The sequence below is a fragment of the Actinoallomurus sp. NBC_01490 genome (genome assembly GCF_036227085.1).
Lineage (GTDB): Bacteria > Actinomycetota > Actinomycetes > Streptosporangiales > Streptosporangiaceae > Actinoallomurus > Actinoallomurus oryzae.
The window spans coordinates 3,807,819-3,820,655 of the sequence record NZ_CP109433.1; the positions used below are offsets into that span (position 1 = coordinate 3,807,819).

At 70.4% G+C, this 12,837-nt stretch carries 14 protein-coding genes and 1 pseudogene; 10 read left to right on the forward strand and 5 right to left on the reverse strand.

Annotation, left to right across the window (positions count from 1 at the left end):
- Positions 1-147: 147 nt before the first annotated feature.
- Entirely contained in the window at positions 148-972 is an 825-nt protein-coding gene (locus OG417_RS18215; RefSeq protein WP_329257115.1) for a DUF3097 domain-containing protein, read from the reverse strand.
- A gap of 257 nt (positions 973-1,229) precedes the next feature.
- On the opposite strand from OG417_RS18215, the gene hrcA reads away from it, so the two are divergent.
- Positions 1,230-2,243 carry a heat-inducible transcriptional repressor HrcA gene (gene hrcA, locus OG417_RS18220; RefSeq protein ID WP_329257118.1) on the forward strand — a complete coding sequence of 338 codons (1,014 nt, stop codon included), beginning with the start codon at positions 1,230-1,232 and terminating at the stop codon, positions 2,241-2,243.
- A complete protein-coding gene (gene dnaJ / locus OG417_RS18225) occupies positions 2,244-3,374 on the forward strand; it encodes a molecular chaperone DnaJ (RefSeq protein ID WP_329257120.1) in 1,131 nt (376 codons plus the stop codon). It begins immediately after the preceding gene.
- Positions 3,375-3,457: 83 nt separating this feature from the next.
- Here the strand turns inward: dnaJ and OG417_RS18230 are convergent, their stop codons facing one another.
- Positions 3,458-3,769, reverse strand: a complete 312-nt coding sequence (locus tag OG417_RS18230) for a YciI family protein (RefSeq protein ID WP_329257123.1) — start codon at positions 3,767-3,769, stop codon at positions 3,458-3,460.
- 87 nt (positions 3,770-3,856) lie between these two features.
- Here OG417_RS18230 and OG417_RS18235 point away from each other — a divergent pair, with 87 nt between their 5' ends.
- Positions 3,857-4,588, forward strand: a complete 732-nt coding sequence (locus OG417_RS18235) for a 16S rRNA (uracil(1498)-N(3))-methyltransferase (protein WP_329257126.1) — start codon at positions 3,857-3,859, stop codon at positions 4,586-4,588.
- 43 nt (positions 4,589-4,631) lie between these two features.
- Here the strand turns inward: OG417_RS18235 and OG417_RS18240 are convergent, their stop codons facing one another.
- On the reverse strand, positions 4,632-5,294 hold the full coding sequence (locus tag OG417_RS18240) for a hypothetical protein (RefSeq protein WP_329257129.1): 663 nt from the start codon (positions 5,292-5,294) through the stop codon (positions 4,632-4,634).
- Positions 5,294-5,878: a SigE family RNA polymerase sigma factor gene (locus tag OG417_RS18245; protein WP_425550901.1), complete on the reverse strand. Its 585-nt coding sequence runs from the start codon at positions 5,876-5,878 to the stop codon at positions 5,294-5,296. The genes OG417_RS18240 and OG417_RS18245 overlap by 1 nt, the downstream gene beginning before the upstream one ends.
- 375 nt (positions 5,879-6,253) lie before the next feature.
- On the opposite strand from OG417_RS18245, the gene OG417_RS18250 reads away from it, so the two are divergent.
- From OG417_RS18250 to era, 7 genes and pseudogenes are all read left to right on the forward strand, one after another.
- Positions 6,254-6,604, forward strand: coding sequence for a histidine triad nucleotide-binding protein (locus OG417_RS18250; RefSeq protein WP_329257135.1), 351 nt, complete (start codon positions 6,254-6,256; stop codon positions 6,602-6,604).
- A gap of 409 nt (positions 6,605-7,013) precedes the next feature.
- Positions 7,014-8,237 (forward strand): annotated as a pseudogene (locus OG417_RS54340) (PhoH family protein); the annotation flags it as partial.
- 165 nt (positions 8,238-8,402) lie between these two features.
- On the forward strand, positions 8,403-8,852 hold the full coding sequence (locus OG417_RS18265; protein ID WP_329262369.1) for a PhoH family protein: 450 nt from the start codon (positions 8,403-8,405) through the stop codon (positions 8,850-8,852).
- 19 nt (positions 8,853-8,871) lie between these two features.
- Positions 8,872-9,354 (forward strand): rRNA maturation RNase YbeY, encoded by a 483-nt coding sequence (gene ybeY / locus OG417_RS18270; RefSeq protein WP_329257138.1) that lies wholly within the window; start codon positions 8,872-8,874, stop codon positions 9,352-9,354.
- Positions 9,351-10,664 (forward strand): hemolysin family protein, encoded by a 1,314-nt coding sequence (locus tag OG417_RS18275; RefSeq protein WP_329257141.1) that lies wholly within the window; start codon positions 9,351-9,353, stop codon positions 10,662-10,664. The genes ybeY and OG417_RS18275 overlap by 4 nt, the downstream gene beginning before the upstream one ends.
- A 95-nt stretch (positions 10,665-10,759) precedes the next feature.
- On the forward strand, positions 10,760-11,089 hold the full coding sequence (locus OG417_RS18280) for a cytidine deaminase (RefSeq protein WP_329257144.1): 330 nt from the start codon (positions 10,760-10,762) through the stop codon (positions 11,087-11,089).
- 65 nt (positions 11,090-11,154) lie between these two features.
- Complete coding sequence (gene era / locus OG417_RS18285; protein ID WP_329257147.1) at positions 11,155-12,069, forward strand: GTPase Era; 915 nt, start codon at positions 11,155-11,157, stop codon at positions 12,067-12,069.
- 1 nt (position 12,070) lies between these two features.
- Here the strand turns inward: era and OG417_RS18290 are convergent, their stop codons facing one another.
- Positions 12,071-12,685, reverse strand: a complete 615-nt coding sequence (locus OG417_RS18290; protein ID WP_329257152.1) for a hypothetical protein — start codon at positions 12,683-12,685, stop codon at positions 12,071-12,073.
- Positions 12,686-12,837: the final 152 nt, after the last annotated feature.

The window sequence follows — 12,837 nt, forward strand, 5'->3', positions numbered from 1 at the left end:
TGAAATGTCCCCCATGATGAGATGTCGCAGTTTATGAGACGCGGGCGCGCCGCGGATGGTTGCGCGCTCAGCCACCGGCCGGGGAGATCGCGCGGTCAGCCGTCGCCTGTGGGGTCACGTGGTCAGGCGCCCGCTGGGGCTGCGCGGTCAGTCGTCGGCCGGGGGATCGGTGACGAAGTCGATCAGCTCCTCGACCCGGCCGAGGAGCGCGGGCTCCAGGTCCGTGTAGGTGCGCACCCGGCCGAGGATGGTCTGCCAGACCTCGCCCGGCTCGCCCTTCCAGCCGAGCGCCGCGATCACGCCCTCCTTCCACGGAACGCCCCGCGGGACGTCCGGCCAGGCGCGGATGCCGAGTGCGGCCGGCTTGACCGCCTGCCAGATGTCGATGAACGGATGCCCGGTGACCAGCACGTACGGCGACGCGACCTGGTCGGCGATCCGCGACTCCTTCGAGCCCGCGACCAGGTGGTCCACCAGCACGCCCAGGCGGCGGCCCGGTCCGGGGCCGAACTCCTCGGCGATCTCCGGCAGGTGGTCGACGCCCTCGAGGAACTCCACGACCACCCCCTCGACGCGCAGGTCGTGACCCCAGATCTTCTCCACCAGCTCCGCGTCGTGCTTGCCCTCGACGTAGATGCGGCTCTCCTGCGCGACCCGGGCTCGCAGGCCCCGTACCGCGACGGAGCCGGAGGCCGACAGCGCACGGCCCGGCGCGGACGTGGGGCGGACGAGCGTCACCGGCTTGCCGTCGATCAGGAACCCGGCCTTGGCGAGCGGGAACACCCGCCGCTTGCCGAATCGGTCCTCCAGGGTCACCGCGTCCTTCGCGCAGGCCACGACCGCGCCGCAGAAGCCGCTGGAGGGATCTTCGGCCACCAGGCCGGGCTCGGCCGCGATCTCGGGGATCTGGCCCTTGCGCGGGCGCCGCCAGTCGCCCGCGAGAACGTCATCGCCGTAATCCTTGCTCCGCACGGGCCGCAACGTACCGGGACCAACCCGGCCGAGCCGGGACCAACACGCCCGCGAACCGGTACGCTTGCGCGCCGACGCCACCGCGAACGCCGGAATACCGGTGCGGCGCACGGCGTTGCGCCACTGCGTGGCGATCTGAGGAAGCGACCCATTCGCGCCGTCGTTCATCGCCGCCGACTCACCGCGAAGGTCGCCGATCGCCGTACACTTGGCACTCAAGAACGTGGAGTGCCAAGCCGACCGTGGGAGGTGAGTGCGTGCTCGACGATCGCAAGCTGGCGGTGCTCCGTGCCATCGTTGAGGACTACGTGTCCACCAACGAACCCGTGGGTTCCAAGGCGCTGGCCGACCGGCACAACCTCGGCGTCTCCCCGGCCACGATCCGTAACGACATGGCGATGCTCGAGGAGCAGGGCTACATCGCCCAGCCGCACACGAGCGCGGGCCGCGTGCCCACCGACAAGGGATACCGGCTCTTCGTCGACCGGCTGTCGACGATCAAGCCGCTGTCCGTGGCGGAGCGGCGCGCCATCGAGACGTTCCTCGGCGGCGCCTACGACCTCGACGACGTCGTGACCCGCACCGTACGGCTGCTGGCGCAGCTGACCCGGCAGGTCGCCGTCGTGCAGTACCCCTCGCTCACGCGCTCGGCGGTACGCCACGTCGAGCTGGTGCCGATCGGCCCGGAGCGGCTGCTGCTGGTCATCATCACCAACACCGGCCGGGTCGAGCAGCGGACCATCGAGATGCCCGAGGGCGTCTCGGAGGAGTCCATCGCGCACCTGCGCGCGCTGCTCAACGCCCACCTCGACGGCTGCTGGCTGAACGACGTGCCCGGCGTCGTCGCCGAGGTGCCCGACCGGCTGCCGCCCGACGAACGGCCGCTCGCCGCGACCGTGCTGTCGGTGCTCCTCGAGACGCTGATCGAGAAACACGAAGAAAAGATCGTCATCGCCGGCGCGGCGAACCTCGCCCGCGCCGACTTGTCCCAGAGCCTCCGCGATGTGCTGGAGGCCTTGGAAGAACAGGTCGTCCTGATGCGGCTGCTCGGCGAGATGGGTGATCCCGCCGGCCTCACCGTACGGATCGGCACCGAGAATCCCCACGAGAGCCTGTTCACGACCTCGGTGGTCGCCAGCGGATACGGCGCCGGCGACCAGACCGTGGCGCGGCTCGGCGTGCTCGGCCCGACGCGGATGGACTACCCCGGCACGATGGGAGCGGTACGCGCAGTGGCACGTTACGTCGGTCAGATACTGGCGGGGTCATAAGTGGCGAACGACTACTACGCGACCCTCGGAGTACGCCGCGACGCGGGTGCGGACGAGATCAAGAAGGCCTACCGCAGACTCGCACGAGAGCTGCACCCGGACGTCAACCCCGATCCCGAGACCCAGGACCGGTTCAAGGAGATCACCCAGGCGTACGAGGTGCTCTCCGACCCCAAGAAGCGTGAGATGTACGACCTGGGCGCGGACCCCTTCGCGCCCGGCGGCGGCGCCGCGGGCGGCGGATTCGGGGCGGGCTTCCCGTTCAGCGACATCATGGACGCCTTCTTCGGCACGCAGACCCAGCGCGGTCCGCGCAGCCGGGCGCGCCGCGGCCGCAACGGCACGATCCGCGTCGAGCTCGACCTGGCCGAGACCGCGTTCGGCACCACGCGCGAGCTGACCGTCGACACCGCGATCGTCTGCACCAACTGCACCGGCGCCGGCACCGCGCCCGGCACCCAGCCGGAGACCTGCGACATGTGCCACGGCCGTGGCGAGGTGCAGCAGGTCACCCGGTCATTCCTCGGCCAGGTCATGACCTCCCGCGCCTGCCCGCAGTGCGGCGGCTACGGCAGCGTGATCCGCACCCCGTGCCCCGAGTGCTCCGGTGACGGCCGGGTCCGCACCCGTCGTACGATCAAGGTCCGCATCCCGGCCGGCGTGGAGAACGGCACGCACATCCAGCTCGCCGGCGAGGGCGAGGTCGGCCCGGGCGGAGGCCCGGCCGGCGACCTGTTCCTGGAGATCGTCGAGCGCCCGCACGCGATCTTCGAGCGGCAGGGCGACGACCTGCACTGCACCGTCCAGGTGCCGATGACCGCCGCCGCGCTCGGCACGTCGCTGACCGTGGAGACCCTCGACGGCCCGGAGGAGATCGACATCCGGCCCGGCACGCAGTCCGGCCAGCAGATCCCGATGTACGGACGGGGCGTCAAGCACCTCAACGAGAACGGCCGTGGCGACCTGATGATCCACGTGAACATCGAGACGCCCACCAAGCTCGACGAGGAGCAGGAGGAGCTCCTGCGCCGCCTGTCCGTGCTGCGCGGCGAGGAGCGCCCGCCCGGCAAGTTCTCCCCCGGACAGCAGGGCTTCTTCTCCCGGCTGCGCGACGCCTTCAACGGCCGCTGAGACCGCAGGCGACGCCCCCGGCTCCCCGTCAAGGCGGAACCGGGGGCGTCGGCTCACGCGCCCTCGGCCGTCGGGGTCAGAGGTCATGGGGAGATCTCGCCGGCCGGTAGGAACGAAGGTCCTATCGCGCACCGGTTGACGCGCACCTCACGCCAGACGTCCTCGACCACGTAGGGCTCGACCCGCAACCACGAGTCCAACGCCGCCCGGGACTCGGCCGCCATCACCAGCATCGAACCGATCATGGCGCCGTCATCGTCGAGGATGGCCGTGCCGAACACGGCTTCGACCTCGCTCATCGACGCGGCCTGCGCCAGATGCCGTTCCCGGGCGGCGGCACGGCGCCGCCGCCCTTCCTCACCAGGGTGGTCGTAGGCGATGACCAGGAAATGCATTCGTTCCGCCCTCCGCCGTCTCATCCGCTCTGCCGTCGCGACGCCCGCGGGCGTACTCGATCGCGCCGCACGCCTACGATCGGGGCCATGAGCCCACCCCTCTTCCTCAGCGATGCCGCCCGCCTGGAGTCCGACCGGATCGTCCTCGACGGGCCCGAGGGGCGCCACGCGGCGGCCGTACGCCGGCTGCGGCCGGGGGAGCGGGTCGACCTCGGCGACGGAGAGGGCCGGCTCGTCGAGTGCGTCGTCACCTCCGCCGCACGCGACAGCCTTCACCTCGAGGCCCGCGCACGCCGGCACGTCCCCCGCCCGGATCCGCGGATCGTGGTGGTGCAGGCCCTGCCCAAGGGCGACCGCGGAGAGCTGGCGGTCGAGACGATGACCGAGGTCGGGGTGGACGTGATCGTCCCCTGGGCGGCGGCGCGCTGCGTGACCCAGTGGCGTCCCGAACGCCGGGCCAAGGCCCTCGCGCGTTGGCGCAGCACGGCACGGGAGGCCGCCAAGCAGGCCCGTCGCGCCTGGCTTCCGGAGGTCACCGACCTGGCCACCACCGCCGACGCGGTCGCGCGGGCCGCGGACGCGCGGCTGGTGGTGGTGCTGCACGAGGAGGCCGAACACCCGTTGAGCGGCCTGCCGGTGCCCGAGACCGGAGACATCGTCCTGGTCGTCGGCCCGGAGGGCGGCCTGACCGACGAGGAGGTCGCGGCGTTCGCGGCGGCGGGCGGCGTGCCGTCCGTGCTCGGCCCGACGGTGCTGCGCACCTCGACGGCGGGCGTGGCCGCCGCCTCGGTGCTGCTGAGCCGCACGGGCCGCTGGTGACCGGCGGCGCCGTGCCGGATGCTCCCGGGACGGCGCCACCGGGTCAGGGCGACTGGTTCGGCGCCGTCGTGGGGGCCGAGTCCGACGTCGGCTGGTCACTCGACGGGGCGGTCGGCGGGGACGACTCCGTCGGCGGGGTCGCCCCGCCCGAACTCGGTGGTGTCGTGGTGCCGCCGCCAGGGGGCGCCTGGCACGTCACGCGCGCGCTCGGGCCGACGTGGACCGGGCCTTCGGCCGTCGGCGTGGCGGTGGGCGTGACCGTGGTCTCGCCGGGCGGGCACGTGCCGGTGACCACGTGCTTGCCCGAGTTGGACGGGTGGATCGACGTCGGACTGGGGGAGGAGCTCGGATTGGGAGTCGACGGGCCGCCCGGTGGCGGTTGTCCCTGGGAGTGACCGTCGGTGGCCGCCGAGTTTCCCTTGTGGCCGCCGGAGTCCGGGCTGAAGTGGCCGGTCTGGACGAAGTTGGCCAGGCCGGGTGTGACGGATAGCGCGACGACGCACACGACGGCGGCGGCGGCGACGGCCGCCAGCGGACGCAACCAGGAAGCGGACAGGGAGAAGACGCCGAAGCGCCGCTCGTGCCGCTGGTTGATCTTGGCGCGAATGCGCTCGAGTCCCTCCGCAGAGGGCGTGACCGCTTCCGCCTCCGCGTGCAGGGCACGGCGAAGACGGTCGCCGTACTCGTCATCGAAGGGTTGGGTCATTACTGCTGCTCCAGGACGCTGCGTAGCGCGGCCATACCGCGCGCGGTGTGGCTCTTGACGGCCCCCCGGCTGATGCCCATCGTCTTGGCGATCTCCGCCTCGGACAGATCGCCGTAATAACGGAGCACCAGCGCTTCGCGCTGCCGATTCGGCAGGGCGCCGAGTGCTTTCACGACCGCGGAGCGCTCGAGCTCCACGATCGCGCCGTTCTCCGCGCTCGGCGCGTCGGGAAGCCCCTTGGGGGCGTACTTCTCCACGACGGCACGGTGCCGCAACACTGACCGCGACCGGTTCACCACGGACTGCCGTAGGTACGACAGAGCCTTGTCGGGCTCGCGCAGCCGCCGCCATGCGCCGTGCATGGCCACGAACGCGTCCTGAACCACCTCTTCCGCCGTCGCGACGTCGCGTACGAGCAGCGTCGCGAGACGTACCAACGAGCGGTAGTGGGCACTGTAGAGAGCGGTGACCGCCTGGTCTGCGTCCCAGGCGACCGCCACAGCTCCCGCCGTGCTCCTGGCTACGAGGGTTTCGGTCACATCAGTGGGACGCGCACCCTCACTGTGAGGTTTACGAAGGGGCATACCTCGTCTCGCCTTTATCCCGCCCATCAGTTGCCCGGCATGTGCCTTCTTTGTTAGAGACCACGCCGGATCCGCAAGTTCCCGCGAACAGGGCCCGGGGGCACGGATCGGGGAGATCTGATGGGGCTGGAGGCCCGTGCGCGCCGGGGGTTCGCGACAGCAACCCTAACCAGAGGAGGGGGGTTCTGGGCCATAGCGACGCCCCGTGCGCGTAACGATTCGTAGACGCGTCCCCTACGGGCCGGGCGGCGCCGCGGATCCGCCTGTGGTGAGGGCGCCTGGTGAGGGCGCCGGCCGGGCGCGGCTCCGACGGCGGCGGTCCTGTCCCTGGACCGCGATAACATGCGCAGACCCGTGGGGCGTGAGGAGGGTTCCGTGACAGAACAGGACTGCTTGTTCTGCAAGATCGTGTCTGGTGACGTGCCGGCGACCGTGGTCCGCGAGACCGACCGTACGCTGGCATTTCGCGACATCAACCCGCAAGCGCCCACCCACGTGCTGGTGGTTCCCAAGGCCCACCACCCGACCGCGGCCGACCTCGCCTCCTCCGACGCCGGCCTGCTCGCCGAGCTCGTACGCGGCACGCACGAGGTCGCGGTCGCCGAGGGAGTCGCCGAGTCCGGCTACCGGGTGGTCTTCAACACCGGCCCTGGAGCGGGTCAAACCGTCTTCCACGTGCACGCCCACGTGCTCGGCGGGCGCGGCCTCAACTGGCCGCCCGGGTGACTTACCGCTGGTGAGCGACCCGAAAATGGTTGGCCCCGTGCCGGTACCATGAGTACGACGCAGCCGGGGACCGCACACAACCGGAAGGCAGGGACGGAAAGGCCGCAAGGCCGGGCCTATGGCCGATTCAACTCACACCGCTGACGCCGCACCGGACAGCGCGCGCACGCAAGTCAAGATCGTGATTCCGGACGACCTCTCGATGGTCGCCCTGCTCGGCTCGCGCGACGAGCTTCTCGACGTCGTCGAGAAGACCTTCGCCAGCGACGTCCACGTCCGTGGCAACGAGATCACGATCACCGGCCCCGCCGAGGAGACCGAGCTCGTCGCCAAGCTCTTCGAAGAGCTGCTCGACCTGCTCAAGACCGGCACGCCGATCACGCCCGACGCGATCGAACGCAGCGTGGCGATGCTCCGCGCCGAGACCGCCGAACGCCCCGCCGAGGTGCTCACCCTCGACATCCTCTCCACGCGCGGGCGCACGATCCGGCCGAAGACGCTCAACCAGAAGCACTACGTCGACGCGATCGACAAGCACACGATCGTGTTCGCGATCGGCCCGGCGGGCACGGGCAAGACCTACCTGGCCATGGCCAAGGCCGTGAAGGCCCTCCAGGCCAAGGAGGTCAACCGCATCATCCTGACCCGCCCGGCCGTCGAGGCGGGCGAACGCCTGGGCTTCCTGCCCGGCACGCTGTACGAGAAGATCGACCCGTACCTGCGCCCGCTGTACGACGCGCTCCACGACATGATCGACCCGGACTCGATCCCCCGCCTCATGGCCGCCGGCACGATCGAAGTCGCACCTCTCGCATATATGCGGGGTCGTGCACAACCGACCTTTATGCCGGTTTTGACGCCGGACGGGTGGCGGCCCATCGGCGATCTCCGGGTCGGTGATCTTGTTGTCGGCTCGAACGGCGAGCCGACCCCGGTCCTCGGCGTCTACCCGCAGGGTGAAAGGGACATCTACCGCGTCACCGCCCAGGACGGGGCGTGGACGCTGTGCTGCGGCGAGCACCTGTGGACCGTCAGGACCGCCTACGACAAGCGCCGTGGCAAGCCGTGGCGGGTCCTGGAGACCCAGGAGATGATCGGCAACCTGCGCGCGGCACACGCCCGGCGCTACGAGCTGCCGCTGCTCACCGCCCCGGTGCGCTTCCCCGAGCGCGAGGTCCCCATGGACCCGTACGCGCTGGGCCTGCTGCTCGGCGACGGCTGCCTGACAGGTTCCACGACACCGTCCTTTGCCACGACCGATCCTGAACTCGCGGCAGCGCTGCGAGAAGCCCTGCCCGGCGTCCAGGCCCGCCACAAGGGCGGCGTCGACTACGTGCTCAACCGCGTTACCGAGCCCGGACAGGTCATCACCACCGCGAACCCGGTGACCGCGGTCGCGCGCGAGCTGGATCTGTGCGGCACGCGATCGGCGTCGAAGTTCGTGCCGGACGACTACCTGTACAACTCGGCCGAGGTCCGCCTCGCGGTGCTCCAGGGGCTCCTCGACACCGACGGCGGGCCGGTCACCCAGGCCGACCGCACGTGCCGCATCCAGTTCACGACGACGTCGATCCTGCTCCGCGACGATGTCATCGCGTTGGTGCGGTCGCTCGGTGGCGTGGCGTACAGCCGCCGGCGCCTGGCCGAGGAGCGCATGCCCGGCAGGGCCAACGGACGCGATGTCGGCTATCGGCGCGACGCCCATGTCGTCGACATCCGTCTGCCGGAAGGCGTCGAGCCATTCCGTCTCGCGCGGAAACGCGAGAAGTACCACGCTGCCGGTGGTGGTGGGCGGCCGATGCGGTTCATCGACTCGATCGAGCCCGCGGGGCGCGAGGAGTGCGTGTGCATCCAGGTGGCGGCGGAGGACTCCCTGTACGTCACCCAGGATCACCTGCTGACGCACAACACCCTCAACGACTCCTTCATCATTCTCGACGAGGCGCAGAACACCTCGCCCGAGCAGATGAAGATGTTCCTGACCCGGCTCGGGTTCGGTTCGAAGGTCGTCGTGACCGGTGACGTCACCCAGGTCGACCTGCCGTCCGGGCAGGACAGCGGTCTCCGCGTCGTGCAGGAGATCCTGGAGGGCATCGACGACATCAGCTTCCGTACCCTGACGAGTAAGGACGTGGTCCGCCACAAGCTGGTGGGCCAGATCGTCGACGCGTACAACCGCCACGACACGCGGAACCGGCCGCGCGACGTCAACCACGACGGCCGGGGCCCGCGTAAGCGGGGGCGATGATCAGGTGAGCGAGCGAGCGATGAGCATCGAAGTACTCAACGAGTCCGGTGAGGACGTCGACGAGACGACGTTGTCCGCTCTGGCGAGGCATGTACTCGACCGCATGGACGTTCATCCGCTGGCCGAGCTGTCCATCGTCCTCGTGGACGAGGCGGCGATGACCGAGCTGCACGAGAAGTGGATGGGGGAGCCCGGTCCGACGGACGTGCTGGCCTTCCCGATGGACGAGCTGCGCCCGGGCCACGTGTCCGGCGGCACCGAGGACGCGCCGGCCGACCCGGCGCTGCTCGGTGACGTCGTGCTCTGCCCGGTGATCGCGGCTCAGCAGGGCCGCAAGGCCGGCCACGGCACGGAGGACGAGCTGCACCTGCTGTGCACGCACGGCATCCTCCACCTGCTCGGCTACGACCATGCCGAGCCCGACGAGCACAAGGAGATGTTCGGCCTGCAAGCGGAGCTTCTCGCCTCGTGGCGGGAGGCTCGCGCGCAGGCCCCCTCATGACCGCGCCCATGATCTGGCTGGTGATCCTCGCCGCAGCCCTGGTGGCGGTGGCGGGCCTGTTCGCCAGTGCCGAGACGGCGTTGGCCCGGATCTCGCGGGTCCGCGTCGAAGAGCTGGTCCGCGAAGACGGCCACAACGCCCGCATGCTGGCGCAGGTCGTCGCCGACTCCCCGCGTTACCTGAACCTCATCCTGCTGTTGCGGGTCAGCTGCGAGCTGGCCGCGACCGTGATCGTCACCATCGTGTGCACGATCTGGCTCGGCCAGAACTGGCGGGCGTACGCCACGGCCGCCGCGGTGATGATCGTGGTCAGTTACATCGCCGTCGGCGTCAGCCCGCGTACGCTCGGCCGTCAGCACGTCGACCGGGTGGCGCTCGTGGGCGCGGCGGTGATCCATCCGCTGGCGCGGGTGCTGGGGCCGCTGCCGAAGCTGCTCATCCTGCTCGGCAACGCCCTGACCCCCGGCAAGGGCTTCCGCGAGGGCCCGTTCACCTCCGAGGCGGAGCTGCGGGATCTGGTCGACCTGGCCGAGCAGCGGCGCCTCATCCAGCCGGACGAGCGGGAGATGATCCACTCGGTGTTCGAGCTGGGTGACACCCTCGTCCGCGAGGTGATGGTGCCGCGCACCGACATGGTCTTCATCGAGCGCGAGAAGACGCTGCGCCAGGCGCTGTCGCTGGCGCTGCGCAGCGGCTTCTCCCGCATCCCGGTGGTGGGCGAGAACGAGGACGACGTCGTCGGCATCGCCTACCTGAAGGACATCGTGCGCCGCAGCCACGAGTACCACGACGGCGAGTCGGTGGAGCGGGTCGAGTCGATCATGCGCCCGGCGACGTACGTGCCGGACAGCAAGCCGATCGATGAGCTGCTGCGCGAGATGCAGGCCCGGCAGACGCACTGCGCCGTGGTGATCGACGAGTACGGGGGGACCGCGGGGCTGGTCACCATCGAGGACATCCTCGAGGAGATCGTCGGTGAGATCACCGACGAGTACGACCAGGAGACTCCGCCGGTCGAGCACCTGGCCGACGGGCGGGCGCGGATCACCTCCCGGCTGCCCGTCGAGGACCTGGCCGACCTGTACGGCGTGGAGATCGACGTGGACGACGTCGAGACCGTCGGCGGTCTGCTGGCCCACGCCATCGGCCGCGTTCCGATCGCCGGCTCCCAGGCGACGGTCGCCGGCCTGCGGCTGACCGTGGAGAACCTCGCCGGCCGCCGCAACAAGATCGGCACCGTCCTGGTCGAGCGCCTGCCGCAGGACGATGAGGAGCAGCCGGCCGACGACCGCGAGAACGCCGAGGCTTGAAGACCGCCGATCAGAGTGCGGGTTCCGGGCCGGGCGCGGCCACGACGGCGGATCTGGAGACCGGGCGCGGCCGGAGGCGACGTACGCTGGCGGGCGTGAGTGAGCTTGATGCCGAAGACATGAAGATCATTACCCTCGCGCGTTCGACGCGGGCCCGTGCCGGGGCCGCCGAGGGGGCCGCCGTACGGGACGAGACCGGGCGGACGTACGCGGCCGGGCCGGTGGAGCTTCCCTCGTTGAAGCTGACCGCGCTTCAGGTCGCCGTGGCCATGGCGGTCTCCAGCGGCGCGGAGGACCTCGAGGCCGCCGCCGTCGTCACCGACGACGAGGCGCCCGACATCGCCGCCGTGCGCGACCTGGGGCCGAAGGCTCCGGTGCTGGTGGCCGGGCCGGACGGCTCCGTACGTGCCGTGCTGAGGGGCTGACCGGCGTCATGCGGTCCGGCGCCATGCGGTCCGGCGGCGGCCGTGAGTACGCCACAATCGACAGTGTGACCTCGCCCCAGACCGGCACCCGATTCAAGTCGGGGTTCGCCTGCTTCATCGGCCGCCCCAACGTGGGCAAGTCCACGCTCATGAACGCTCTCGTCGGCAGCAAGGTGGCGATCACCAGCAGCAAGCCGCAGACGACGCGGCGGACGATCCGGGGCATCGTGCACCGTCCGGACGCGCAGCTCGTCATCGTCGACACGCCGGGCCTGCACAAGCCGCGCACGCTGCTGGGCGAGCGGCTCGACAGCCTGGTGCGCTCGACGCTGAGCGAGGTCGATGTGATCGGTTTCTGCGTGCCGGCGAACGAGCAGGTGGGGCCGGGCGACCGGTTCATCGCCGCCGAGCTGGCCCAGGTGGGGCGCACGCCGGTCGTCGCGATGGTGACCAAGACCGATCTGGCGAGCCGCAAGCAGGTCGCCGAGCAGCTGCTCAAGGTGTCGCGGCTGGGGGAGTGGGCCGACGTCGTGCCGTGCTCGGCCGAGTCGGGGTTCCAGCTCGACGTGGTCGGTGACGTGCTGGTCGATCGGCTGCCGGAGGGCATGCCGCTCTACCCCGAGGGCGAGCTGACCGACGAGCCGGAGCAGGTGATGGTGGCCGAGCTGATCCGCGAGGCCGCGCTGGAGGGCGTACGCGACGAGCTGCCGCACTCGATCGCGGTGGTCGTGGAGGAGATGGCGCCCCGCGAGGGCCGTGACGACCTGGTCGACGTGCACGCCTGGCTGTACGTCGAGCGGCCCAGCCAGAAGGGCATCGTCATCGGCCCCAAGGGCGCGCGGCTGAAGGACGTCGGCACGCGCGCCCGGCGGCAGATCGAGGCGCTGCTCGGCTCGAAGGTCTACCTCGACCTGCGGATCAAGGTCGCCAAGGACTGGCAGCGCGACCCCAGGCAACTCCGTCGCCTCGGGTTCGACTGATCTAGTTCAGCCGCGACAGCGCGAAGCCGAGGCTGCTCAGGCAGAGGATCGCGGTGGCCATGACCAGCGACAGGTAGATGCCGCCCGACAGTGAGACATCCATGTTGTTCTGGATAACGGCCGGCAGGCCCTCTCCAGCCTCTGTCTGGTATTTGGCCTTGTCGCCGAACACCTTGAGGATCACCACGATGGCGATCACCGCGGGCAGGTCGGCGAGCAGCGCGAGTCTGCCGTTGTTCACCATCGTCAGGACGCCGACGACGATCGCGGCCAGTGCGCAGACTAGGACGATCTTGCCTTCGGCAACGCTGATGCCCTTCAGACTGCGGCTGAAGGAGGCGCTGCTCAGCGGGGTGTCGGAGTTCGACGGTCCGAGCCGGAGTTTCACCGAGACCCACGGCAGCAGGGTGCTGATGGCCATGAGCGCGCCCACGACGACGATGGCGATGCCGGACGGTGAGCCCTTGCGACGCGGGCCGGCGGGTTGCGAGGGAGGAGGCCCGAAGCTCGGTTGTGGTGGGCCCGGCGGCGGTCCGTACGGTGGGGGATAGCCTTGCTGGGGAGCTTCCCACGGCTGCTGACCACCGCCGTCGCGGGGGTCGTACGGCTGGTTCATGCGGTGCAGCGTAGGAGTTCGCCTCGGCGCCTGGACAGTCCTTGGCCGATCATGAAGGGACGAGGGACCTGTTCCGGCCACCTATCCTTCGGGAGGGCGGAATCGGCGAACGGTTCCGGCCCGCCGGACGGATACGGCAGGATCGATACCAG